The sequence below is a fragment of the Priestia sp. 10L35 genome (genome assembly GCF_056395685.1).
Map to the genome: position 1 here is coordinate 290,755 of NZ_JBFTKA010000005.1, position 23,385 is coordinate 314,139.

26 protein-coding genes are annotated in these 23,385 nt (G+C 37.4%); 12 read left to right on the forward strand and 14 right to left on the reverse strand.

Going from position 1 to position 23,385, the window contains the following annotated elements:
- Positions 1-130 precede the first annotated feature (130 nt).
- The 3 genes from AC1DEF_RS19700 to gnd form a co-directional block, all read right to left on the reverse strand.
- The gene (locus tag AC1DEF_RS19700) at positions 131-1,657 is read right to left on the reverse strand and encodes an NCS1 family nucleobase:cation symporter-1 (protein ID WP_043980420.1); all 1,527 of its coding nucleotides are present in this window, start codon (positions 1,655-1,657) and stop codon (positions 131-133) included.
- A 278-nt stretch (positions 1,658-1,935) separates the two neighbouring features.
- Positions 1,936-3,477: a gluconokinase gene (gntK, locus tag AC1DEF_RS19705; protein WP_043980421.1), complete on the reverse strand. Its 1,542-nt coding sequence runs from the start codon at positions 3,475-3,477 to the stop codon at positions 1,936-1,938.
- 25 nt (positions 3,478-3,502) lie between these two features.
- Positions 3,503-4,402, reverse strand: a complete 900-nt coding sequence (gene gnd / locus AC1DEF_RS19710; RefSeq protein ID WP_043980423.1) for a phosphogluconate dehydrogenase (NAD(+)-dependent, decarboxylating) — start codon at positions 4,400-4,402, stop codon at positions 3,503-3,505.
- A gap of 150 nt (positions 4,403-4,552) precedes the next feature.
- On the opposite strand from gnd, the gene AC1DEF_RS19715 reads away from it, so the two are divergent.
- Entirely contained in the window at positions 4,553-5,398 is an 846-nt protein-coding gene (locus tag AC1DEF_RS19715; RefSeq protein ID WP_013055460.1) for a MurR/RpiR family transcriptional regulator, read from the forward strand.
- 169 nt (positions 5,399-5,567) lie between these two features.
- Positions 5,568-6,047 (forward strand): GNAT family N-acetyltransferase, encoded by a 480-nt coding sequence (locus tag AC1DEF_RS19720; RefSeq protein ID WP_097824307.1) that lies wholly within the window; start codon positions 5,568-5,570, stop codon positions 6,045-6,047.
- Positions 6,048-6,172: 125 nt separating this feature from the next.
- Here the strand turns inward: AC1DEF_RS19720 and AC1DEF_RS19725 are convergent, their stop codons facing one another.
- Positions 6,173-6,709: a phosphatidylglycerophosphatase A family protein gene (locus AC1DEF_RS19725; RefSeq protein ID WP_043980427.1), complete on the reverse strand. Its 537-nt coding sequence runs from the start codon at positions 6,707-6,709 to the stop codon at positions 6,173-6,175.
- Positions 6,710-6,882: 173 nt separating this feature from the next.
- Between AC1DEF_RS19725 and AC1DEF_RS19730 the strand changes: the two genes are divergently transcribed.
- The 5 genes from AC1DEF_RS19730 to AC1DEF_RS19750 all read left to right on the forward strand — a co-directional run bounded on the left by AC1DEF_RS19730 (position 6,883) and on the right by AC1DEF_RS19750 (position 9,959).
- The gene (locus AC1DEF_RS19730) at positions 6,883-7,269 is read left to right on the forward strand and encodes a hypothetical protein (RefSeq protein WP_029324785.1); all 387 of its coding nucleotides are present in this window, start codon (positions 6,883-6,885) and stop codon (positions 7,267-7,269) included.
- A gap of 162 nt (positions 7,270-7,431) precedes the next feature.
- On the forward strand, positions 7,432-8,157 hold the full coding sequence (locus AC1DEF_RS19735) for an alpha/beta hydrolase (protein WP_013055456.1): 726 nt from the start codon (positions 7,432-7,434) through the stop codon (positions 8,155-8,157).
- Between the two features lie 82 nt (positions 8,158-8,239).
- On the forward strand, positions 8,240-8,752 hold the full coding sequence (locus tag AC1DEF_RS19740) for a YjcG family protein (RefSeq protein WP_013081786.1): 513 nt from the start codon (positions 8,240-8,242) through the stop codon (positions 8,750-8,752).
- Positions 8,753-8,757: 5 nt separating this feature from the next.
- On the forward strand, positions 8,758-9,192 hold the full coding sequence (locus AC1DEF_RS19745; protein ID WP_043980433.1) for a GNAT family N-acetyltransferase: 435 nt from the start codon (positions 8,758-8,760) through the stop codon (positions 9,190-9,192).
- 89 nt (positions 9,193-9,281) lie between these two features.
- A complete protein-coding gene (locus tag AC1DEF_RS19750) occupies positions 9,282-9,959 on the forward strand; it encodes a DUF421 domain-containing protein (protein WP_013081784.1) in 678 nt (225 codons plus the stop codon).
- Positions 9,960-10,034: 75 nt separating this feature from the next.
- Here the strand turns inward: AC1DEF_RS19750 and AC1DEF_RS19755 are convergent, their stop codons facing one another.
- A complete protein-coding gene (locus AC1DEF_RS19755) occupies positions 10,035-10,286 on the reverse strand; it encodes a hypothetical protein (RefSeq protein ID WP_097824308.1) in 252 nt (83 codons plus the stop codon).
- A gap of 379 nt (positions 10,287-10,665) precedes the next feature.
- Between AC1DEF_RS19755 and AC1DEF_RS19760 the strand changes: the two genes are divergently transcribed.
- Together AC1DEF_RS19760 and AC1DEF_RS19765 are read left to right on the forward strand one after the other, a co-directional pair.
- Entirely contained in the window at positions 10,666-12,984 is a 2,319-nt protein-coding gene (locus tag AC1DEF_RS19760; protein WP_097824309.1) for an ATP-dependent helicase, read from the forward strand.
- A 402-nt stretch (positions 12,985-13,386) separates the two neighbouring features.
- Positions 13,387-14,175, forward strand: coding sequence for a M48 family metallopeptidase (locus AC1DEF_RS19765; RefSeq protein WP_255255748.1), 789 nt, complete (start codon positions 13,387-13,389; stop codon positions 14,173-14,175).
- Positions 14,176-14,222: 47 nt separating this feature from the next.
- On the opposite strand, the gene spoVIF is transcribed toward AC1DEF_RS19765, so the two are convergent.
- From spoVIF to AC1DEF_RS19790, 5 genes are all read right to left on the reverse strand, one after another.
- Positions 14,223-14,480 (reverse strand): sporulation-specific transcription regulator SpoVIF, encoded by a 258-nt coding sequence (gene spoVIF / locus AC1DEF_RS19770; protein WP_013055449.1) that lies wholly within the window; start codon positions 14,478-14,480, stop codon positions 14,223-14,225.
- A 133-nt stretch (positions 14,481-14,613) separates the two neighbouring features.
- On the reverse strand, positions 14,614-14,736 hold the full coding sequence (locus tag AC1DEF_RS19775; protein WP_013055448.1) for a YjcZ family sporulation protein: 123 nt from the start codon (positions 14,734-14,736) through the stop codon (positions 14,614-14,616).
- A gap of 87 nt (positions 14,737-14,823) precedes the next feature.
- A complete protein-coding gene (locus AC1DEF_RS19780; RefSeq protein ID WP_240530828.1) occupies positions 14,824-15,021 on the reverse strand; it encodes a hypothetical protein in 198 nt (65 codons plus the stop codon).
- Positions 15,022-15,064: 43 nt separating this feature from the next.
- Positions 15,065-15,241, reverse strand: a complete 177-nt coding sequence (locus tag AC1DEF_RS19785; protein WP_164797097.1) for a hypothetical protein — start codon at positions 15,239-15,241, stop codon at positions 15,065-15,067.
- A 68-nt stretch (positions 15,242-15,309) separates the two neighbouring features.
- A complete protein-coding gene (locus AC1DEF_RS19790) occupies positions 15,310-15,696 on the reverse strand; it encodes a hypothetical protein (protein ID WP_097824310.1) in 387 nt (128 codons plus the stop codon).
- Between the two features lie 261 nt (positions 15,697-15,957).
- Here AC1DEF_RS19790 and AC1DEF_RS19795 point away from each other — a divergent pair, with 261 nt between their 5' ends.
- Together AC1DEF_RS19795 and AC1DEF_RS19800 are read left to right on the forward strand one after the other, a co-directional pair.
- Positions 15,958-16,698, forward strand: a complete 741-nt coding sequence (locus tag AC1DEF_RS19795) for a BMQ_0737 family morphogenetic spore coat protein (protein ID WP_097824311.1) — start codon at positions 15,958-15,960, stop codon at positions 16,696-16,698.
- Positions 16,699-16,838: 140 nt separating this feature from the next.
- Complete coding sequence (locus tag AC1DEF_RS19800) at positions 16,839-17,672, forward strand: OmpH family outer membrane protein (protein WP_097824312.1); 834 nt, start codon at positions 16,839-16,841, stop codon at positions 17,670-17,672.
- A gap of 47 nt (positions 17,673-17,719) precedes the next feature.
- On the opposite strand, the gene AC1DEF_RS19805 is transcribed toward AC1DEF_RS19800, so the two are convergent.
- The 4 genes from AC1DEF_RS19805 to mgtE all read right to left on the reverse strand — a co-directional run bounded on the left by AC1DEF_RS19805 (position 17,720) and on the right by mgtE (position 22,455).
- Positions 17,720-18,055 carry a DUF1360 domain-containing protein gene (locus tag AC1DEF_RS19805; RefSeq protein ID WP_035334808.1) on the reverse strand — a complete coding sequence of 112 codons (336 nt, stop codon included), beginning with the start codon at positions 18,053-18,055 and terminating at the stop codon, positions 17,720-17,722.
- Between the two features lie 77 nt (positions 18,056-18,132).
- Positions 18,133-18,645 (reverse strand): CotO family spore coat protein, encoded by a 513-nt coding sequence (locus AC1DEF_RS19810; RefSeq protein WP_097824313.1) that lies wholly within the window; start codon positions 18,643-18,645, stop codon positions 18,133-18,135.
- Positions 18,646-19,060: 415 nt separating this feature from the next.
- Positions 19,061-20,920, reverse strand: coding sequence for a monovalent cation:proton antiporter family protein (locus AC1DEF_RS19815; RefSeq protein WP_097824314.1), 1,860 nt, complete (start codon positions 20,918-20,920; stop codon positions 19,061-19,063).
- A gap of 158 nt (positions 20,921-21,078) precedes the next feature.
- The gene (gene mgtE, locus AC1DEF_RS19820) at positions 21,079-22,455 is read right to left on the reverse strand and encodes a magnesium transporter (protein ID WP_014461563.1); all 1,377 of its coding nucleotides are present in this window, start codon (positions 22,453-22,455) and stop codon (positions 21,079-21,081) included.
- A 177-nt stretch (positions 22,456-22,632) separates the two neighbouring features.
- Between mgtE and prpE the strand changes: the two genes are divergently transcribed.
- Positions 22,633-23,373, forward strand: a complete 741-nt coding sequence (gene prpE, locus AC1DEF_RS19825) for a bis(5'-nucleosyl)-tetraphosphatase PrpE (RefSeq protein WP_043980458.1) — start codon at positions 22,633-22,635, stop codon at positions 23,371-23,373.
- Positions 23,374-23,385: the final 12 nt, after the last annotated feature.

Here is a 23,385-nt window from a genome sequence, read left to right on the forward strand (position 1 = left end):
ATTACTTAAATTATATGAAAAAAAAATTCTTAAATCAACAAAAAAACTCAAAAAAATTTTATCAATTTTCTTCCATACAGTTTTAACACATAAAAAAATCCAATCATGTTAATGATTGGATTCATCTTATTTATTTGGTGATGGTTGGATCAGCCGTTTGACTGTCGATAATCGTTTTTTCGCTTGTTTTTAACGTTATTTCTTCATATTCCCCCGGCGCTAATACACTTTTATCTCCTCTCATGAGATACGTGTAAGCGATGATAGAAATGAATAGACCAAATGTCCAGGCATTATCCCATAAAAAGCGCAGTCCAGGAATCAGTAAGCCTAAAACGGGTATGGCCACGCCAATTACTAATGCATAAATGCCGTTTTTATTAAAACCTGTTGAATAACTGTAGCGACCGTTTACCTCATATAAATCCTTTAATGCCATCTGTCTCCTTCTTACAAGCCAGTAGTCAGCAATGGCGATGCCGTCTATAGGGCCAAGCAGCGCTCCGTATGTTCCAAGCCAGCCGAAAATATAGTTCCCGAAATTAGACATGATGTACCATGGCTGAAGTAGAATAGCAAAAATACCGGTCACTAGCGCCCCCATCGCAAACGTGATTTTCTTTGGATTCAGATTCTCAATTGCACGGGCTGGTGCGACGATATTTGCTCCCACATTAATCGTTAAAGAAGAAAGCACGATAACGATTGTTCCTAAGAAAATGATAAACGGAGGGAATTTAGCTACTAAGGCCACTGGATCCCAAATAGCTTCTCCAAATATAACGATTGTTGCTGAAGTAACGGCAATTCCAATAAATGAAAAAATACTCATCGTCAATGGCAAGGAAAAGGTTTGCGCAACCATTTGAGATTTCTGACTTCTAGCATATCGACAGAAATCCGGAATGTTCAAAGCGAGCGTCGCCCAAAAGGCAATAACCCCCGTTAAAGCTGGGAAAAATACGGCTAGAAATTCTCCTGTTGATGTAAATTTAGAAGGCGTAGATAAAATGGGGCCCCACCCTCCCGAGTTTGTATAAGCCCATATAAAAAGAATAATAGCCGAAATACCAATAACGGGAGCAGCAATCGCTCCTAATACTTTAATCGCTTGCGGACCTTTATATGCCACTCCTACATTTAAAAGCCAAAAAAGAGCAAATACAATGGCTGTATGACCAGTTAAACCATTCCAAGACGAAAACGAAGCGCTTAGAAGTGTATCAATTGCTTCCGTTCCAATCCATGTATTAATTCCAAACCACCCAGCAGCCACGATGGCCCTAGCCAGTGCTGGGATATGTGCTCCTTTATCTCCAAACCACAGGCGGGCAAATACTGGATAAGGAATGCCAAACTTGGTTCCAGCGTGAGAATTAAGCAAAATAGGAATAAGAACAATAACATTTCCTAAAAAGATTGTACCAATTGCTTGCCACCAGTTCATTCCAAGCGTCATCATTCCACTCGCCATTGTGTAAGCTGGAATACACAGACACATCCCAATCCAAAGCGTGGCAAAGTTAACTCCTTTCCAAGAATGCTCTTTCATCGTAGTCGGACGTAAATCCTCATTCCAAAGGTCACTGCCGCTCAGCTGATTGTGCGTCTCATCTGTGAGCGTCACAATTCCATCTTGCTCAATTTGTGTTTTCATCCATAAAACCCCTTTTCATAAAATAAGTTCATTTCAAAAAACAAATTTTATTTGAATTTTCTGAAATATAAAGGCGTTTGTGACGATTCCTTCTAGTATGTGATAAATACTAACGTTATCCCTTATTATATTTAATGAGAAACGGGGATACACTGGACAAATTGTAACATTATTTGAGGGAACTTTTATATATTGTGTAGTGTCAACTCTTTTGGTTGTTAGATAACCTAACACACAAAAAATCATCGCTTGAAAACTTCAAGCGATGATTTGTGAACTTAATGTACATATTTTTTTTGAAAAGCCGTAATGCTTTCGTATTCTTCTTTAAATAAGCGAGCCAAACGAATATAGATAGTCGTTAACTCTTTATATACTTCACTGTTTTCTTTGATTGGATAATGATGATTAGTCGCTCCAACCATATCAGAAACAACGTTCAATGAGTCAACTTCGCCAAGGCTATATAAGCCAAGGATAACTGCTCCTAGACATGAACTTTCAAAACTTTCCGGCACCGATACTTCTTGGTTAAAAATATCTGCCATCATTTGACGCCAAAGTGCGGAACGTGCAAATCCGCCTGTTGCCTGAATTTTTGTAGGCTCTCCAATTAACTCTTCAAGTGCCAATAATACCGTATACAAGTTAAAGATAACGCCTTCTAATACAGCACGAATCATATGTTCTTTTTTATGATGCAAACCTAGGCCGAAGAATGAACCTTTAGCATTTGCATCCCAAAGCGGCGCACGCTCTCCTGAAAGGTATGGGTGAAACAATAAACCGTCCGCTCCCGGTTTCACTAAAGCTGCAATATCCGTTAATACTTCATACGGATCTTTTCCAAGGCGTTTAGCTGTTTCTACTTCCGACGCTCCAAACTGATCGCGAGCCCATCTGAAAATCATACCGCCGTTATTTACAGGGCCGCCAATTACCCAGTGGTCTTCTGTCAACGCATAACAGAAAATACGACCTTTCGGATCGACTACTGGCTTGTCAGTCACTGCTCGAATAGCTCCGCTTGTCCCGATTGTCACAGCCACAACGCCTGGTTCAATTGCATTTACGCCTAAATTTGATAATACACCGTCACTTGCACCTACAATAAAGGGCGTATCTGGAAGTAAGTGCATGTCAACTGCAAGCGCTGGGTTTAGCCCTTTTAACTGATGCATTGTTGAAACAGGAGTGGATAACTGATCGGTTGTAACACCTGCTACTTTAAGTGCTTCTTCATCCCACGCAAGATTTTTCAGATTAAACAAACCCGTTGCTGATGCAATCGAATAGTCGATAACATATTCGTTAAACAACTTAAAGAATACATATTCTTTAATCGAAATAAATTTATGTGTTCCCTTCACTAGTTCAGGCTGTTCATTAGATAGCCATGTTAGCTTGGAAAGCGGCGACATCGGATGAATAGGCGTACCCGTACGCAAATAAATCTCATGACCATTGTATTCATTTTTAATTTTTTCCGTCCATTCTGCACTTCTATTATCCGCCCACGTGATACATTTTGTCAGCGGCTTTCCCTGCTGATCAACGGCAATAACACTGTGCATAGCTGAGCTGAATGAAACGCATAAAATATCCTCAGGTTTTACATCGCTCGTTTTTACAACCGTTTGAATTGTACGTACAACTGCTTGAAAAATTTCTTCAGGATCTTGCTCAGCCATCGCGGGCGTCGGCGAGTATAATGGATACTCAATCCCATGATTTGCAATGACTGTACCGTCTACTGAAAACAATACAGACTTTGTACTCGTTGTTCCGATATCTACACCTATTGCATATTTTTTGCTCATGCTGCTGTCCCCCTACTTTACTACTTTACTTATTTACAACACCGTGGCCGCCGAATTCGTTTCGAAGTGCTGCTACAACTTTTCCTGTAAATGTATCTTCCTCTAATGAACGATAGCGCATCATTAGCGATAAAGCAATAACAGGAGTTGCCGTTTGAAGATCAAGAGCAGTCTCTACGGTCCATTTCCCTTCGCCAGAAGACTGCATGACTCCTTTAATACTGTCTAGTTTAGGATCTTTTGAAAACGCATTTTCCGTTAGTTCCATCAACCAAGAACGAACAACAGATCCGTTATTCCAAACGCGTGCTACGGCTTCATAGTCGAAATCAAACTGACTTTTTTCCAGGACTTCAAATCCTTCAGCAATGGATTGCATCATTCCATATTCTACACCATTGTGAACCATTTTTAAAAAGTGACCGCTTCCGCTTTTACCTGCGTACATAAATCCATTTTCTACGCAAATATCATTAAAAATCGGTTCAATTGTACGGAATACTTCCGCATCTCCACCGATCATTGTACACGCTCCGTTTCTTGCCCCTTCCATTCCGCCGCTTGTCCCTACATCAAAGAAGTAAATACCTTTTTCCTGAAGATCCTGAGCACGTCGAACAGATTCTTTATAATTAGAGTTTCCTCCATCTATTATAATATCTCCTTCTGACAGAAGTTCTTTTAGTTCTGTAATAACATTTTCCGTTACTTCTCCAGCCGGAACCATAATCCATACAACTTTAGGTGAAGGAGGAAGTTCATTAACTAACTCTTCAACAGTAAAGGCGCCAGTTGCTCCTTCATTTGCAAGTTTTTCTACCGCTTCTTTATTTACATCATAAGCTACTACTTCATGATGGTTGTCCATTAAATTTAATGATAAATTATATCCCATTTTTCCTAAACCGATTAATCCAATTTTCATTTTACAAACTCCTTTTGAAAAAAAATTTCACATTACCTCCATTATACGAATTATTTTTCATTTTGCAATCGTTTACAAGAAAATTTTTTTCACTCATATTTTTATGCTATACTCTTTTTACTACTAAATTCGTGGAAAGGAACATCAGTTATGACGCAAAATTGCTTAGGAAAAATTCGTTCTCACTATGCTAGATTCAGTGAAAAAGAGAAAAAAATAGCAAATTATATTTTAGAACAGCCGGAACAAATTATTCACAGTACCATTAACGAAGTGGCAGACGATTTAAATGTAGCTGATGCAACAGTCTTTCGCTTTTGTAAACGAATTGGCTTCAAGGGCTATCAAGCGATGAAAATAGCGCTGGCTGCTGAAATTATGACGCCTATTCAGCAGATTCACGAGGAAATTGCTGAAACGGATAATGAAAAAACGATTGCTGAAAAAATCTTTCGCTCCAATGTACGAACGCTTGAAAATACATTACAAATACTAGAAAGCAACGCTATTGAAAAAGCCGTCAAACTTCTTATGAAGGCGGATAAAGTTCAGTTTTATGGCACGGGCGGTTCTTCCGTAGTGGCTATGGATGCTTTTCATAAATTTGTTCGAACAGGAATTAAAACGTTTGCATTTATTGATTCCCACTTCCAGCTTATGTCCGCTTCTCAATTAACAAAACAAGATGTAGCGGTAGTGATTTCTCATTCTGGAACAAATAAAGACACAATGAACATTTTAAATACAGCAAAAGCGAACGGTGCCAAAACGATCGGTATTACGGGTTTTCCAAAATCTCCATTAAGCCAAAATGTCGATGTTTCTCTTTATACGAGTTCAGAAGAAACAGAATATCGATCTGAAGCTCTTGCCTCGAGAATTGGACAGCTAAGCCTCATTGATGCTTTGTACGTTAATGTAATGATTGCGAATAAAGATGCCTCTAAACACTCGCTTGAAAAAGTACGCGATGCCATTGCTGAAACTAGAATTTAACGTTTCGCTCTTATATATTCTTCAACTATAACATCAAACAGGGCATAGAATATATGCTCTGTTTAGTGCAGTTCTTCGCTTAAAATTTTTAAGTTTTAATTCTCATTTAACATTTTTTAAGTTGCTACATATGATAAAGCACAACTTTTAAAAAGTAGGTGAAGTGTGTATGGAGATTATCTATCGCACTGCAAAACTCGATGATTATACAGAAGTAAATAAAATATTAGGGGAATCACTAGAACTCCACGCAAATGCGCTTCCTTCTATGTTTGATAATCAGATGGCTGTTTTATCTCCGGAACAGTATCAAGCTACTCTTTATTATGCAACCATTGATATTCTTGTAGCTCAATATCGAAATCAAATTATTGGGGCGTCTGTTGTTGAATTAAAATATAACCCTCCCACTACATTAGCTCCTCTTTCCTACACAGCGTACATCCAATATTTTGGCGTTAAGAAAGGCTTTCAAAATTATGGCGTAGGAAAAAGTCTTTTTTCTGCTACGAAACAGTGGGCTGTACAAAAAGGAGCAAATGACCTCCAGCTTACCGTATGGGCATTTAACGAGAAAGCACTTGCTTTTTATGAAAGTCTTGGGCTGAAAAACTTAAGCTACCTTATGACTACTTCACTACAGCCATAAATCGTTCCATTAACGGATACTAGACACGCAGGTGATACGTGCCTAGTATCCGTTACTTAAATAAAAGACTAAATCATTTCGGCGTGTTAATTTACGCAGCTTATATACATACTAAAAGAAATTTATTACGTAGCCGGATTGCCTTCTTGCAGCTGTTCTTGTTCATCACGCTGACGGTGAGCTAAACGACTTGCCGCACTAGAAGCCACGCTCGCTACTAAATCATCTAAAAAGGTATTAACTCCTTTTTCTTTTTTACAGTCCAGCTTTTCAATAATGCCTACTTTTACTTTATCTAAATAGCCAAAGGTCGTAACAGCGATACTGCCATAGGTTAAAACGGCACCTAAAGCAATCGTTTCGTCAACACCAAACAACCCTTCGTCTTGTTCTACAATACTTTGAAGAGGTTCTGATAATTTATGTTGCTCAGCTAACTTATCAAGTTCGATTCCAACTAGAAGCGCATGCTGAATTTCTCTCTTTTGCAGTACTCTCTCTACGCTCTCAGCGCATTCCTGAATGGTTAGAGCAGGATGATAAGGAAGCTGTAAATCATACACAATTTCAGCAATATCTAAAACTGTTACGCCACGCTCTTCTAGCAAATCAAATGTTGCCTTTGCTACTTCTTTGCTCGTTGGGATTTTTTTCGCTGTCATGTCTCTCTCTCCTTTTCAAGTTGTTGTCTCTCTTTATATTAAATTCGATGAGAGGCGCTAAAAACCTTTTTTGTTTCATCCACCTGAATTCATAAACTCGTCACATATCTCTTTAGGCGCTCATTACATTTACTTGCTATAATAAAATTATCTAATCAGGAGGTTTGTCTACTGTGGAAGAAAAACAAAGTAAATTTAGCAGAGGCTTATTATTATTTTTCATTGGCGCAACAGCCCTTTTCTTTATCGTCTTAATCGTTCTGTTTCTCATGTCTACTTTTGGAAAAAGCGAAAAAGAAGCCGTAGCTCTTCTAGCAGGGAATCACTACGCTATCGTTAAGGAAGAGAATTCATATACTCTTTATGATCAAAAAGAAAACAAGCCTATTTTAGAAGATGTAAACGGCTATTTCGGTGCTCGCAATATCCGAAGTTATGTAAAAAATGACACAGAATTGGTTTCGATTGATGAAAAAGAAGAAGAATATACGAAGAAGCCGCTAGAAAAAGCCAGCCAAGCAGAAAAAGCTATGTTTAAAAAAATGAAAAAATTAGATTAATCAAAAGCGCTTCAGTCGATTCTGAAGCGCTTTTTTAATGACGCATGCCTCTTTCTCGTCATTCGCTAAAAAATTCGTTACAATAAAATAAAGAACGGTTATTAGAAAATGTGTTACAATAAAGGTAACGCTTTCATTCAAATGCATAGGAGTCGATTATTCATGTCAGAAAGTAAGCGGAAGTTAGAAGAAATTTCTTTTTATAGTGACGCACTGCAAGAAGATGTCACGTTACTAGTCTATTTGCCGTCAAACTATTCTACGCTCTATAAGTATTCCTTACTTATTGCCCAAGACGGAAAAGATTATGTTATGTACGGACGGACACCTCGTTTAATTGATGATTTAATGAACGAGTCGGAAATCGATCGTACTATTTTTGTTGGAATTCCATATAAAAGCGTGGAAGACAGACGCGATAAGTATCATCCAGAAGGAAATCAAGTAGATGCTTACATTCGCTTTTTAGCACATGAACTTGTGCCATTTTTGGATAAAACATATCCTACATATCAAATGGGAAAATCACGTGTTTTAATTGGTGATTCGCTTGCTGCTACAGTTTCACTGCTGACGGCCATTGCGTATCCTCACACGTTCGGGAAAGTAATTATGCATTCTCCTTTCGTGAACGATGCTGTATTACAAACGGTCAACTCATTTGCTTCTCCTTCACTTCTGGATTTGTATCATGTTATTGGAACTGAAGAAACGGCTGTCAAAACAACGCAAGATGGTATATTGAATTTTATTGAACCTAACCGCCTGTTGCACGAACAAATGAAGCAGCGTGGATATTCTGTTTTCTACGAAGAATTTAATGGAAATCATACGTGGAAATACTGGCAAAAAGACGTAAAGCGGTCGCTTCAATATATGTTGAAGTAGAAAGATATCATATTTTTCGAAAATTTGTTATAATAAGCTCGCTTTATACATATTTTATGATCTTACTTTGGAGGGATTTTTTATGAAATTTGGCGTTGTACTTTTTCCATCTAAAAAATTGCAAGATGTAGCGAATTCTTATCGAAAGCGCTATGATTCTCACTATTCATTAATTCCGCCTCATCTTACATTAAAAGAAGTCTTTGAAGCTACAGAAGACCAAATTGATGAAATTGCGGCTAACTTGCGTAAAATTGCCGAAGAAACAAATCCATTTACATTAAATGTAACGAAAGTAAGCTCATTTTCACCAGCCAATAACGTTATTTACTTAAAAGTGGAACAAAAGCAAGAACTGACGTCACTTTACAATAAACTTCATGAAGGCAATCTCGAACAGCCAACTGAATATTCATTTATTCCACATATTACAATTGGTCAACGCCTTTCAGATGATGAGCACTTAGATGTGTATAGCCAGTTGAAGCTTGTAGATGTCGCTCATGAAGAAACAGTGGATCGCTTTCACTTAATGTACCAGCTTGAAAATGAAACATGGACTGTGTTTGAAACATTTCGTCTTGGAAAGGGATAAGATACGTGAACATCAAAGTACTAACGAACAAACAAGATCATTCTGATGCTTACTTCGTACGTCAAAAAGTATTTGTAGAAGAACAGCAGGTTGATGTAGAGCAAGAAATCGATGAATACGATACCGAAGCCCTGCATTTAGTTGTATACAAAGGAACTGCACCAATTGGGGCAGGACGCTTCCGTATGGTAGAGGACTATGGAAAAGCAGAACGAATCTGCGTTCTTTCTTCTTATCGAAAAGACGGTGTAGGAAAGCTTTTGATGGATAAGTTAGAAGAGGTCGCAGCAGAGCATGAGATTGAAAAGATTAAGCTGCATGCTCAAACGCATGCGGAAGGATTTTATAAAAAGCTAGGCTACGTAACGGTTTCAGGTGAATTTATGGATGCTGGAATTCCACATGTAGAGATGGTAAAGAAACTAAGTAAAAAACACTAGGAATTGAACCTGGTGTTTTTGCTTTTTTAAAGGATAAGAACCTTTGCTTTGCTTATACTAATACCTAATCATGTGAATTAGGTGAAAATATGGATGAACTTATCGGAATTGCATTAGAACTCTTTATCGGATTTATCTGCCTGTTTATTTTAACTAAATTTTTAGGCAGAGCGACGATCACTCAGCTTACCACTTTTGATTTTATCTCTGCTCTTGTATTAGGAGAGTTAGTAGGAAATGCGCTATATGACTCAGAAGTAGGAATAGGCAAAATTTTATTTGCTGTTATCTTTTGGGGAGCGCTTATTTATGTCACCGAAGTTATTACTCAAAAAAATATTCGCCTGCGTTTGTTTTTAGAAGGACGACCATCTATTATTATTCGAAAAGGGAAAATTTCGTACAAAGAACTTAGCAAAAATCGATTGGATATCGATCAGCTTCTTCATATGCTTCGTTCAAAAGACATATTTTCCATTCGGGAAGTTGAATATGCGATTTTAGAAACAGATGGATCACTAAGCGTATTGCCAAAATCTGATTATGCTAAGCCGACAAGAAGCGATCTACAGCTGCCTCCTTCTGAACCCGTTTTATCTATCGCCTTCGTCAGTGATGGACGTTTGCTTTTGAAAAACTTGATTCAGTCAGGCTTTGATGAAGACTGGTTAAAGACACAGTTGAAAAAACAAGGATTTACCGATTATAAACAGGTGCTTTATGCTGAATGGCAGCAGGGCAGTACTCTTTTTATTGAATCTTACTAAGATGTTTTTACTTGTTCATTACTTTGTTAAAAAATCGTGAGCGCATTCATTCTGCTGCGTTCACGATTTTTTGTATTAGACACTTGTATTAATCACTAGGCCCTTATTTGTTAGCTTGCTGTATACACGTTCTGCTGCTTGAAGTTTTTTTCGCTTTTGTACTGAACTTGGCGTCAATTCCAGTAAGTGAGAACGCGATTCAAACTCTTCGTCAAAGCTTTTTTTCTCAATAGGCCAAATACGATTTGAAAAAGAAGCATTATTTTTTTGAAGGCGATTTGCATATTGAATAGATTGATAAGGCGTGACGGGCAGTATATATCCCATATGAACCCTCCTCTTTTTCAAGATACCTTCTACTCCCAGACCTCAGTATTTTTCTCAAGAAGTATCGACATTGAAACAGATTACTTAAATCCTCTACTTTAGACTTGCTCAAAACAGATGGCACCCTGTATCTATACCGCCTTTTTTGAACATATGTGATGTCTTATTCAATATATACCCTTTTTTACATCCTATCCCTCCAAAAATATCCGTGCTCTTTTTAAAAAAAGGTGATTTTGATATGATAGACTTTGACTATAAAACAAAAACTGTGCGTATACACACATCTATATCGATGTAGAACGAGAGCGGCTTCTTGCTTTAACTCCCTCTTATTTACTATTGATTATTCATGTTTTAAAAAGGAGGCCATGTTTTTTTGCAACGTACACTTTATCAAAATCAGATACTTAATCTTGCTATAACGGCTAGAGACCGATTTCAATATTTATATGAAGCTAGTCTCCGAGGAGAAATAACGTGTGCTCACTGCGGAGAACCAGTTAAATTATATCTGGGGATTGAGCATTCTCCTTACTTTTATCATGCTCAAGTTCCCCATGAAAGAGAAGAGTGTTCAGACATACTATCAGAAACAACAGCTGTGCAACAAATAAAAGAAACTCCGGCTGAATACAGAGAAACCAATGGATTTCGTATTCCTAAAGGACGAGCTATTGGCGAGAAAAGTTCAACTGTAAAAGAGAAAGCAACATGGAGGTCTTCCGCACCTTTTTCAAGTGTTCCTGCTTTTCGCTTAAAACCAGCTGTTCCTAAACACTCTGACTCTCCTTATTTAAATGAATTTAAAGAGAGCGGTATTGAATTAGATTCGAACCAATGGAAAGCTGTTACACATTCAGAAGGACCGCTCCTTATTCTAGCCGGTGCAGGCAGCGGAAAAACGCGTGTATTAACAGCTCGCACCGCATATATGATACAAGAAAAACAAATTGATCCAAAATCCATTATGCTGGTGACTTTCACGGCTAAATCAGCTAAAGAAATGAAAGAACGATTGGCTACATACCCAAAGATGTCCGGCTTACATCTTCGTCAAATGCTAGTTGGAACTTTTCACAGCATTTTCTTACGTATGATTGTTCATCATAATCCTCAAGCGTGGCAAATGGACCGCCTGCTAAAATGGGATTGGCAAAAAGAACAGATTGTGAAAGAAGCAGCAAGAGAGCTCCACGTGGATGAAAAAGATTTTCCGTTTGATCAGGCACTTCAGCAAATCGGCTATTGGAAAAACACGCTTGTTGGCGTGAAAGATGTTCGCCCAAAGGACAAATGGGAACAAGATGTGCACTTTTTATATCGTCGTTATGAAGAAGTCAAAAAGCAAAAACAGCTATTCGATTTTGATGACATGCTGTATGGATGTTATGAAATGCTAAAACAAAATCCCGATTTACTAACTCGTTATCAAAAAAGGTTTCGCTATTTTTTAATTGACGAATTTCAAGATATCAATAAAGTTCAATATAAAATTATGAAAATGCTAAGTGAAGACTCTAAAAACTTGTGTGTCGTAGGAGATGATGATCAATCAATTTACGCTTTCCGCGGAAGCGACCCGTCGTTCATTTTAAACTTTGAAAAAGATTTTGCTAATACAACTGTTATTACGTTAAACCAAAATTATCGTTCAGCTCATGCCATCGTTTCTTCTGCGAATAAAGTCATTGCACGAAATACAGCGCGCCGACAAAAAGAAATGGCTGCCCAGTTTGATAATGAGTTGCGACCTACATTCTTCTTTCCATACGACGAAGAAGAAGAAGCAACAATGATTGTAACGGATATGAAAGAAAAAATTAAGCAAGGGGCTTCTCCAACTGAATTCGCGGTCTTGTACCGAACTCACGCTTCTTCACGCGCCATCTTTGAACGTTTATCGCAGTCAAACCTGCCATTTTCAATCGAACAAGATGCGGATTCTTTTTATAAAAGACGAATGGTTCGAAGTTTACTTTCATTTCTACGCTTGAGCGTGAATCCAAATGACGCAAGTTCGCTACAAGATTTAGTAAACGCACTCTTTTTAAAGAAAACAGCAGTCAATGACTTAAAAGCAGCAAGTATTCTTCATGATGGTACATTTATTGATGCACTTGAATATCTTCAAGATCTAAAACCGTTTCAGCAAAAAAAGCTCAAGAAAGTAATTCCTTTATTCAAGTCGCTAAAATCAATGTCTCCTTCTTTGGCACTTGAGACAATTTCTAAAGATATGGGATTCGATGATTTTGTCAAAAAACGCGGAAATGAAGGAAATATGATGGAAAAAGGTTCGGATGACGTGCGGGATTTAAAAGTTGTAGCACGTAAATTTAAAACCGTACCTGAACTGTTAGAGCATGTGGATCATATGATTGCCATGAACACAGAGATGAAAGCTTTAAGCAAGCAATTTAATGAAAGTATTCAACTAACCACAATTCATCGAGCAAAGGGTCTTGAATATAAGCATGTATACGTACTGAGCAGCGTAGATGGCGGATTGCCTCATGATTATGCACTCGAAGCTTATCGAGGCGGAGATGATGTGCCGCTTCAAGAAGAACGCCGCCTTTTATATGTAGCCATGACGCGTGCACAGAATTCACTTTACTTATCTGTTCCGCAAACTAGAAGAGGTAAAACCGCTTATCCTTCAAGATTCCTGAAGTCGTTTATAAAAAAAGTGTAAAGGAAAAACAGGCTTGGACAAAAGTAGTTTCATTAAATTGCAACACGAACTATCTATCATAAACGGATAAATAGTTCGTGTTTTTTATAATCGCGGTGAACGCAGGTGCTTCTAGCTGTTGGTTGGAGGACAAGGCGAAGACTCCTGCGGGGACAGATGAGCCCCCGCAGAAAGCAACAGCGGTCGAGGAAGCAGTCCAGATCATGTATCCAGATTGTTGTCTTTAAATTGGATTCCTGTAGTTATGTTTCAACCTCTTTATCTTACTTCAAGCTAGCGTCCATAACCGATATTCTTACCATCTATTATTAACCAAATATTCCACTAAGAGGTAGATATTCATAAATGGATGCGTTACACTACGTTATGTACTGTACTACTATATTTTAGGGGGCTCCATTATTGAACGCAAAGCTTATTCATGAAAATGAAAAGATTTTTTTCATTCTGTGTATGGTTATCAGCTTATTAACCTATTTCTTTTTAATTATTTCACTCGTTGGTATTATTTATCTTGTAATCGGTTTTTTAATTACATTTATACTCCACGGTTTCTCTATTGCTCAAATTCGCAATAATGGAGTTAGATTGACAGAGAAGCAGTTCCCGCACACTTATCATCAGGCAAAACATTTATCTTCAGAGCTGGATTTAGAGCTGCCCGATATTTATATTATTCAATCAGGCGGCTTGTTAAACGCGTTTGCTACACGTTTTTTTGGACGTCACTTTGTCATTTTATACTCCGACATTGTTGAAATGATTGAAGATAATCAAGAAAAAGAACTTTCTTTTATTATTGCCCACGAATTAGTTCATATCAAACGTAAACATACACTCTACCACTCACTTATTCTACCTGCTCTTTGGGTTCCTTTTTTAGGAAAAGCTTACTCTAGGGCCTGTGAATATACGTGTGATCGCATAGCTTCCGTTGCGATTGGTGATGCAAAAGCTGCCACTCAAGCACTCACTATACTTGCGGTTGGTCATTGTCTAAATAAAAAAGTAAATCAAGAGGAATTTGTTCATACGCACTCACAGGAAAAAGGTTTTTTTATGTGGTTGACTCAAGCTACTTCAACTCACCCCCCTCTCGCTCATCGTATTAAAGAAATTAATTACTTAGCACAGCATCCGGAACTGTTTGATCTTGATCCTAACGCATTTCAAACAAATGAAATTGCATAAATAGAAAAAAGCCCTGACACGTCAGGGCTTTATATAAAAATATTAAATTATTTTTTCTCATTTAGCATTTTAGCGATGGTCGCAAAATCAATGGATTGATTATTGTTTGCAATCGCCTTAACAATTTGTTCTTCTTTTTGTTTTGAAATTGGCTTATTCGCAATTTGTGCTACTCGCTTCACAATATTACGCACCGTTTGCTCATCTTTAAAATTAGCATTTTGTACAGAATTCGCAAGTTCAAAAATATCCTTCATATTAACGCCTGTTTTCTTTTCTATATTTTTAAACATATTATTATCCATTTTGCATGACCTCCTTTATTTATACTTCATCGTATGCACAATGTGCCTAGATGGTGCCCTTTACATTTAATAAAAAAATAAAGTGCGAGTGAAACTTCACCCGCACTTTTCGGTGCCTTATTCATAGAAGGGATTAATTGTAAAAACAAACACAACCAACAATAATTAATAGAATGAATAATACAACGATTAACGCAAAACCACCGCCGTAGCCACCACCGTAACCACAACCACCGTAGCCAAATCCGCAGCCCATAATATTACACCCCCTCTGTTTTACTCTCTATACTGTATGTTCGCTCAAATGATTTTGTATGGGCTTTTCAACTGTGTACATTAAATTTCATTGTCCAAAAGGATCTTCAGCATCTTGCTCATCAAGTCTTTTTACATTTTGCTGCAGTTTCCTCTCTTGCTGTTCCATCTGCTTTTCTGCTTTTTCTACTTCGTTCATTCTCTTTCGATGTTCTCCCATCATATGCTGTTCAAAAAAACGTTCAAATTCATCGAAAAAATCCGGCATCTCTACACCTCTCTCCACCCTATGTAAAAAAGCATTGTCCGAGTGACAATGCTTCTATTACTTATCGCTTTGGTAACTTTGAACCACAGCCGCAACCACCTTGTTTTGGAGAAGGGTACTGGACTGGCTTAGGAATAGACTGCCCTTTCTTCACTGATTGTTTTGTCATTGGTTGTGGATGATAAGGCAGGGGCTGAGGGTATTGATTAGGATTATAATTATAATGATAATACATCATGTTTTGCCTCCTTTTCACAGCATCCTATCTATAACATTATATTCAGGACTAAAGAAAGACGTTCTATCTTATTTGTCCATTTTGCGCTGCATGGACAAAAATAAATCCGTGCTGTTTTTTGACTTTTTCACTCTTGATCTCTCTCCTCCCTTTTGCTCTGTCACTTCACGCAGCCGTTTTTGCAGCTCTTGAATGATTCCTTGTGCTTCATGATTGTACTGTACAATGGACTGTTCGATTTTTGGTTTTTGTTCATTAACACATGCTTTAAGCCAATCTATTTTTTCCTCTAGTTTCCTTTTTTCTTCTTCATGCTTTTGCTTTAATTCCGCTAACTCTTCCTTAATATCTTCATGTTCAAATTCTTGATGCTTGAATTTTTGATATTCTTCTTTATAAAAAGCCAGTTCTGACTTCAATGAAGCAATATATTGTTTTGTTTTTTCCTCACTCATGCCCTTCACTCCTCCATTATAAATAACCCACTACTTCTAAAAAATCACTTAAAGATGAATAACACTTTTTATTAACATGAATATGCTGTAATTGAGTTTATTATTTCCTTCATTTTTTATGCTCGCTTCACCTAGAATTTATTCCGATAAATTCCGCTTTTACTAAGGAACATAAAAGCAGGTCATTCATACACTATAGTAGTCCGATACCTAGTAACGAAAAGCGTAAAGGAAGGACAATTACAATTAGGAGGTTTAAAAATGGGAGAACTTTTTGAATCATTGTGTATCCGCGTACCTAAAGTGTACGACTGGGTTAGACGTCAAGTCGTTTTACCACAAATTTTTACCCATGACACTTCGTTATTTAATGAACATGTGCTTAAAGGTTTAGGAGATGACGTAGAAGTTGAAATTATTTTAACAGATTGCCATGGTAATCCTGTGGATCCTTCAGATGAAAACGCACTGGATAAAGTAATTGAACTTGTGCCGCACGGAGGTCGCCGCCCTCGAACAATTATTTTACCCGATGGAGAAAGTGTTGTTCTTCATGAAGTTAAATTATCAATCAGTGGCTTTTACAAGATTAAGTTAATTGATTTAGGTAACCATCAAAAACATCATGAATTTACTTCTTGTAATATTCCATGGAAAACACATCAAACGTTTTATCTTTGTGCTCCTGAAGGCACTGACCCAGTTGTACACCTAGATTCTTTTGAAGGAACAAGCGGTTCTATAAGATTATCACACGGACGTTTACAACTGCTAAGCTTCGACATCGTATTATGTTTAAGTATACAAATTGAAAAAGACGTGAAAATTGAAGTGGAAGGCAGCTTCTGCTACCCTCGACCTGAAATCATCGATCCATCCAACGTTGGTTGCTTACCTGTCGAATATCCACCTCAATGTGAAGCTATCTTCCCTGGAAAACATCATCACGATGAATGTGATGAAAGAAGCTATGAAAGTTCCTTTGAAACAGATTTCGATTAATTAAATACTCTATCAGAGGAGAATATTTCTCCTCTTTTTTCATCGTTTACAAGCTTTGTGCATACATATAAATAAAACTGCTGTAGGCAGCTCAGGTTTACAAACTTAATTCATAGCTCAGCAGGAAAGGAGACTACTAGATGAGTCGTAACTCCCCTTCCCCTAAAGATGATTTAACTCAATTAAAACAAAAGCTCATTCACTATAAATCGGAAATTCGGCACGTACAAAACCAATTAAAAAGCTATGAACGAGCTTTAGAACGAGAAAAAGAAAATACATCGTTTTGGAAGAAAAAGCACGCTGAGACGCTTTCTACATCTGAAAAAGAAGTAGAAATTGAAGGATTAGAAAAAGAGCTGGATTTACTAAGAAACGAGCTTTCTGAACAAAAAATTATTGCAGAAGCATTTCGGGAAAAAGCCTCGAGAAAACAGCCCGTTATTGAAGAAAAGATTGTGGAAAAAGTAATCGAAAAAATTGTGGAAAAACCTGTGGAAAGGTTCGAAAAGAGTGATATCCTCTGTTTCTTTCAACATTCTATACTGCTGCCAGAACAAGATGAAAGCGAGCTGACGATATTCGGCAACGTAATTATTCAAAATCAAACGAGCAGTACTTTACGCTCTCCGGTGCTTTGCTTAAAAATGAAACCCACTGCTTCGGCTATATTAAGCGGGAAGATCATTGATGAAAAAGACATTGAAGTTTCCAGTATCCCCTCTTCTTCTTTAGAATGGCGCTATGCTCATCCAAAATGGAACGAAAAAATTCAAAATGACGGTGAATATTGGATCAAACCTATTAAGCAAACCGTATTAAAGCCAAAAGACAAATTACTATTTGACTCTTTTCAAGTAGTCATTCCGCTGTCCTCTGATACGACTTCATTTATTCTAGAAGGCTTTTTTTATAGCGAAGAGTGGCAAGAAGGCATCCCTTTTTTTAATAAAGTAGTGCTAAATTTCCCTTAATTATTAAAAGACATATTGATGTTCAATATGTCTTTTAACTCGTCCATTTATTTCATAAATGATTCTATAATTCCTGCACATCCTGCAATCGCTAAGATTGTAATGATAGGAATAGCAATATGCGGGAACGCTACATAACTAAAATAAATCCCTACCGCACACCATATGCCCGTACACCAATAACAGCTGAGCAGCTCTCCAATCCACTTTTGCAGTCCCTTCCCTTTTATCTCTAGATAAGTTACCGTATTTCCTTGTTCATCTTGATCTTCTACAATTTTATGAAACGGTTTACGAATAAACGCTGTGATTTTATCAAAAACAATTAGACGAGTAAGTCGAAATGTTGCAAAGACAAATAATGTTAGATAAATCCATGTCATTTTCATTCCTCCGTGCATTCACAAACTTATGAAAATAAAAGCTAACGTGCTTCTTCACTGTTAGCTTTTAGAGTTACTTAAATTTTAATGATAGATATGGTCTGAATATCATGAAATATCAATACTGTTTTCTCTTTATTAGGAGGAACGCTCACGTATAAACTTCCTTCTTTTAATTCTAAAATTGTTCCTATATATTTTTGGTTTTGACACGTAATTTCACAAATTGGCTGAGACATATGAGGCGGGAAACTGCATAGAAAATCAACTTTTTCTTTAATCGTCATAGACTGAAACATTTTATTTGGCTTTTTAGTCTCTGATTGCGGTATATCCACGGGAACAATTGAACGCTCTTCCTCTTTTTCTTGCTTAATCTCTTCCACTTTTTCTACGTCAGGCTCTTTGACTTCTTGAATGGAAGAAAAGCTGGGCTCTTCTTTTAACACGTGCTCTTTCTCTATTCCTTTATTGTCTTGCTGTTTTGAACTAAAATAATATTGCATAGAACGCTGATTTTGCGTAGCGTTTGGCTGGACAATGTACATTAGCGGCTCGTTTTCTTCTGACTTAGATTTTGAGTTAGTCATGAAGCATACCTCCAATTGCTTGTTATCGTTCTTTTAAAAATGTATGCTTGAACACGGAAAAACTTGTTTATTTTTTTGCGGTAGCCTTTTTAACACCAAAAGCAGCGCTGTCCTTTTATTTCCAGCATTTGCGAAAACACAAAAAAAGAGGTTGAGACATAACGAAATGAATTCAATCTAAAGACGCACAAATGGGACACATGAGCTGAACCGCTTGTTACACCACAGTTGATTTCCGTGCAAGACTTCGCTTTCCGCGGACGGCCGATGAAACTTATTTTCAAAACAACAAAAAAAACGAACCACTATCAAATATTTTGATCAGTGGTTCGTTTTTCACTTCAGCTAAAATAATTTTGTCCCAGTCTCTTTCTCTCATTCAATAACATAGAAAACTAAACCTACCTAGATACCTTTATCTAATTTTATACTCAAGAAGCATACGTAATTCATTCACATACGAGCGAGATCCCGTTACAATCAAACGATCATCAAATTCAAGCTCTGTATCGCCATGAGGTACAATGGAATCTTTGCCTCTAAAGATTCGAACAAAAATCACATCTCCTGTAAATGGGAACTTACGAAGCTCTACCCCCTCGTATTTAGGGTTACGCATATTAATTTGATAAAGTGCTGTTTCTTGATTCGTTAAGATATTTAAAATATTTGGCGATTCGATTAAAGCTTTTAGCAATGCAGTCGTAGATAACAGCACAGAAAAAACTTCAATGTTATTTTCTTTCATCTTTTCATCTAATACAGGACTTTCTACGCGGGCAATAACCCGTTCTGTACCATATTTTTTTGCAAATAGAGCAATGTCGCTATTTCTTTCTTCTTCCCCTGTTGTTACAACTAATACATCCGCATCTAAAATCCCCATACGTATTAAAGTTTCCTTACTATATCCATCGATGTCGACGATATTAAAAATGGAATCCGACGTACGGTTTTCAATTTTGTCCTGAGTAGGGTGATAAATCGTAACATCATATAAATCAAGATCCATTTCTCGAATAACCGGGAGTGTAAATTGATTTGCACCGAGCATATTAACCTTCAGCTTTCTGTCACTGATTTCTGGCTTTGGAAACAGTTTTCTAAAGATAATAGGTGTAATAATACAGGTAATAATCGCCACCAAAATCAGCGCACCGGACATTTGTGAATCAATAACACCAATATTTTCACCCACCGTTGCTGCCGCAATAACGAGTGATAAAGTCGATGTTAAAAGAAAACCCGATGCCAAAACGGTTTTCATATCATACCATTTTCTTAAGATTAACGCTGGGACTAGCTTGGATATCAACAATGCAATGAATAATAAAGGCATTAATATCAGCACTTTTTTATCACTGAACAATGACCAAACATCAAGCTTCACTCCTACCATCACAAAAAAGATAGGAATTAAAAATCCATAGCCAAACGAATCTAATTTATGAACTAAATTTTTGTTAGGAGCTAGAAGAGAAACGAGTGATCCCGCTAAAAACGCGCCTAAAATGTTTTCAACACCAATTGACTCCGAAAGGCCCACCAGAATGATAATGAGTGCAAATACGGCGCGCGTGTCGATTTGAATTGTACCTTTAGACATTGTTTCAAGAAACGATCGGTTTTTAAACTGCTTCCCTATGAAGTATAAAATCACTCCTACTCCAAATAAAATTAAAATCAACCATGTATTGCTATCTCCTGATTTATCATAGACGGAAGCAAATACGGCTAGTAAAATCATCGTGACTAAGTCCGCAATAACCGCAATCAATAAAATGGTTTGTCCAATCGGCTTTTTCATAATCTGTGCATCTTTTAATGTCGGCACTACTACTCCTAATGAAATGGTAGAAATAATAAGCGTCATCAAAAAGGCATTATCAATAAAACCTGTCCATACAAAAACATAGGACAAAAATAGTGAAACTGCAAAGATAGCTGCAAACACTAGTATAGAAATGGAAAAAGCATTTGGCACCTTCGCTCCTGATGCCTTTTTGTCTTTTGAATTTCCTCCAGCAAAAGCAGAAAAATCAATTTCTAAACCACTTAAAAACATCAAAAAGATAAAGCCTAGAGTGGAAAGTGTTTCAAGCCACATATCCTGCTCCACAAGGTCAAAACCACTTTTCCCTATAATTAATCCCATAATAATTTCAGCTACGACTACAGGTATAATGTTGAGTTTAAGCCGATGTAACAGTATAGGCGTTAAAAAGGCCAAACTAATGACGATAACAAGTGATGTAAAGGACGCGTGCTGTTCCATTAGATTCCCCTCCTTTTACCTTCGCTATTTATAAAACGAAGACGTTAGTATTCAAAATTAAAGGTTAATCATAAAAGCTTGAAGGTTCTCTGTCAACTATATGAACTGATAATGAAAATCCGACATGATTACTCATGCCGAATTCTAACGTCCCTTCATTATTTTAAATAACTCATAAATGTTGTCGCTAGACCGAAGTAAATTAAAATACTGATAAGATCATTGATCGTTGTAATAAATGGTCCTGATGCGACTGCAGGGTCAATTTTGAACCTGTGCATGAGAAGCGGGATAAACGCTCCTGCAAGTGTAGCCACAATCAATGTTGAAAATACAGACACGCCTACCAAAGCTCCTAAAATAAGATCTCCTTGCCAAATATAAACAATTAATACAACTAAAAGTCCGCATGATGCGCCCGTAATCATTCCGGTAGCTGCTTCTCGGATTAACAGCTTAAATTTGCTTTCTTCTTCGATTTCTCCCGTCGCTAGTCCGCGAACCGCAACGGCTAGCGCCTGTGTTCCTGTATTACCAGCCATACCGCCGATCAAAGGTATAAATACAGCTAAAATAGCTACTTGATTCAAAGTATCTTCAAAACGTCCAATTAAACTCGCTGTCATCATTCCTAAAAACAGCAAAATGATAAGCCAAGGCAGCCTCTTTTTGGCCGCTACTAAAGGATTGTGGTCAATCGTATCATCTACATCACTAATACCGGCTAATTTAGAATAGTCATCCGATGCCTCTTCATCAAGAACATCCATCACATCATCAACCGTAATGATTCCGAGAAGATGCTGCTGAAAATCAACAACTGGAAGCGCAAGAAAGTTGTAATCGCGCATAATACGCGCAACTTCTTCTTGGTCTTCTGCTACTGATACGGATACGACTCGTTCATTCATAACTTCGCTTATCATCGTATCTTCATCTGCTATAATTAAATCACGAAGAGAAATAACACCTGCTAGATGCTTTTGTTCATCAATAACAAATACATAATAAATTGTTTCCGCTTCTGGAGCTTCCCTGCGTAGAATGTGCATGGCTGAATGTACAGTTTGATTTTCACGAATGGCCACAAACTCAGTCGTCATAATACTTCCAGCGGTATATTCCTCGTAATGAAGCAGCTCTTTAATTTCATCGGCTGCTTCTTCATCCATAATCGTTAAATAGCTCGCCACTTGTTCTTTATCCAATTCATTTAATACGTCAACGGCATCATCCGCCGACATTTCCGACAGCATGTCTGCTGCAAAATTGGGATGCATCTCTGAGAGAATTTCTTGATAATCTTCTTCTCGTATCTCTACATTTTCAAAGATATCCGCCATTTCTTCCGGAGATAACATCTCGTACAACGCAAATCTAGAAGGCTCATCTAATTCTTCAAAAAATTGAGCTTGGTCATACGTATGCATATGTAAAAATTCTTCACGAAATGCATCGATTTCATTTTTTTCTAAAAGTGATAATAAATGTTCGGCGAACCATGCCTTTTCTTCTTTTTCAATTGAATCTGTCATGTCTTCAACCTCCCTGTCGCACAAAACTCATTTAACTTTATGATGAATTTTGTTTTTTTTCAACTCATAGCTCTTTACTCTTTTCCCAATAATATATAAGTTCTACACATAGTTTGCTCCATATAAGGGTAATTTTATATCGTCAAAGGAAAAACCTTTTAAGGATGTGGATAAAAGATGAAAGTAGATATAATAGGCGATATCCATGGGTGCTATGATGAATTAAAAGCGTTAACAGAAAAACTTGGGTATGAATGGCAAGACGGGATTCCTGTCCACTCTGACGGACGGCGCCTTGGATTTGTAGGTGATTTAACAGACCGAGGACCTCATTCACTAAAAGTGATTGAGCTCGTATGGTCACTTGTAATAAAGCATCAGCAAGCTTACTACTGTCCAGGCAATCACTGCAATAAGCTATATCGCTTCTTTTGCGGTAACAAAGTGCAAATTACTCATGGATTAGAAACGACCGTTGCCGAGTACGAAGCTTTACCTTCAAGAGAACAGAAATTCATTAAAAAAAAGTTCATTGAGCTTTATGAACAATCACCTCTATATGTGCAGCTTGATCAAAACCAATTAATTATTGCTCACGCCGGTCTTAAAGCTGAATACATCGGCAGAACGGATAAAAAAGTAAAAACCTTTGTGCTATACGGAGACATTACGGGTGAAAAACATCTAAACGGCATGCCTGTCCGACGGGATTGGGCCAAACATTATAACGGAAAACCGTTTATCGTTTATGGGCATACACCCGTAGTAAAAGCCAGAAAAATTCACAATACCATTAATATTGATACAGGCGCAGTTTTTGGAGGGGCTTTAACGGCGTTTCAGTATCCTGAAAGGAATATTATATCGGTGCCTTCATCTATGCCTTACGTAGAGGAAAAATTTAATCACTTCGTGTAAAAAGAAAGTCGC

What these genes read in the sequence shown, in the direction of transcription:
- AC1DEF_RS19715 (WP_013055460.1), top strand. Translation starts at nt 4,553, where the DNA reads ATGACGCAAAATTGCTTAGGAAAAATTCGTTCTCACTATGCTAGATTC.
- gntK (WP_043980421.1), bottom strand. Translation starts at nt 3,477, where the DNA reads ATGAGCAAAAAATATGCAATAGGTGTAGATATCGGAACAACGAGTACA.
- AC1DEF_RS19805 (WP_035334808.1), bottom strand. Translation starts at nt 18,055, where the DNA reads ATGACATGGATTTATCTAACATTATTTGTCTTTGCAACATTTCGACTT.
- AC1DEF_RS19790 (WP_097824310.1), bottom strand. Translation starts at nt 15,696, where the DNA reads ATGAGTGAGGAAAAAACAAAACAATATATTGCTTCATTGAAGTCAGAA.
- AC1DEF_RS19740 (WP_013081786.1), top strand. Translation starts at nt 8,240, where the DNA reads ATGAAATTTGGCGTTGTACTTTTTCCATCTAAAAAATTGCAAGATGTA.
- AC1DEF_RS19755 (WP_097824308.1), bottom strand. Translation starts at nt 10,286, where the DNA reads ATGGGATATATACTGCCCGTCACGCCTTATCAATCTATTCAATATGCA.
- prpE (WP_043980458.1), top strand. Translation starts at nt 22,633, where the DNA reads ATGAAAGTAGATATAATAGGCGATATCCATGGGTGCTATGATGAATTA.
- AC1DEF_RS19815 (WP_097824314.1), bottom strand. Translation starts at nt 20,920, where the DNA reads ATGGAACAGCACGCGTCCTTTACATCACTTGTTATCGTCATTAGTTTG.
- AC1DEF_RS19785 (WP_164797097.1), bottom strand. Translation starts at nt 15,241, where the DNA reads ATGATGTATTATCATTATAATTATAATCCTAATCAATACCCTCAGCCC.
- AC1DEF_RS19735 (WP_013055456.1), top strand. Translation starts at nt 7,432, where the DNA reads ATGTCAGAAAGTAAGCGGAAGTTAGAAGAAATTTCTTTTTATAGTGAC.
- AC1DEF_RS19700 (WP_043980420.1), bottom strand. Translation starts at nt 1,657, where the DNA reads ATGAAAACACAAATTGAGCAAGATGGAATTGTGACGCTCACAGATGAG.
- spoVIF (WP_013055449.1), bottom strand. Translation starts at nt 14,480, where the DNA reads ATGGATAATAATATGTTTAAAAATATAGAAAAGAAAACAGGCGTTAAT.
- AC1DEF_RS19795 (WP_097824311.1), top strand. Translation starts at nt 15,958, where the DNA reads ATGGGAGAACTTTTTGAATCATTGTGTATCCGCGTACCTAAAGTGTAC.
- AC1DEF_RS19775 (WP_013055448.1), bottom strand. Translation starts at nt 14,736, where the DNA reads ATGGGCTGCGGATTTGGCTACGGTGGTTGTGGTTACGGTGGTGGCTAC.
- AC1DEF_RS19810 (WP_097824313.1), bottom strand. Translation starts at nt 18,645, where the DNA reads ATGACTAACTCAAAATCTAAGTCAGAAGAAAACGAGCCGCTAATGTAC.
- mgtE (WP_014461563.1), bottom strand. Translation starts at nt 22,455, where the DNA reads ATGACAGATTCAATTGAAAAAGAAGAAAAGGCATGGTTCGCCGAACAT.
- AC1DEF_RS19800 (WP_097824312.1), top strand. Translation starts at nt 16,839, where the DNA reads ATGAGTCGTAACTCCCCTTCCCCTAAAGATGATTTAACTCAATTAAAA.
- AC1DEF_RS19720 (WP_097824307.1), top strand. Translation starts at nt 5,568, where the DNA reads ATGGAGATTATCTATCGCACTGCAAAACTCGATGATTATACAGAAGTA.
- AC1DEF_RS19725 (WP_043980427.1), bottom strand. Translation starts at nt 6,709, where the DNA reads ATGACAGCGAAAAAAATCCCAACGAGCAAAGAAGTAGCAAAGGCAACA.
- gnd (WP_043980423.1), bottom strand. Translation starts at nt 4,402, where the DNA reads ATGAAAATTGGATTAATCGGTTTAGGAAAAATGGGATATAATTTATCA.
- AC1DEF_RS19750 (WP_013081784.1), top strand. Translation starts at nt 9,282, where the DNA reads ATGGATGAACTTATCGGAATTGCATTAGAACTCTTTATCGGATTTATC.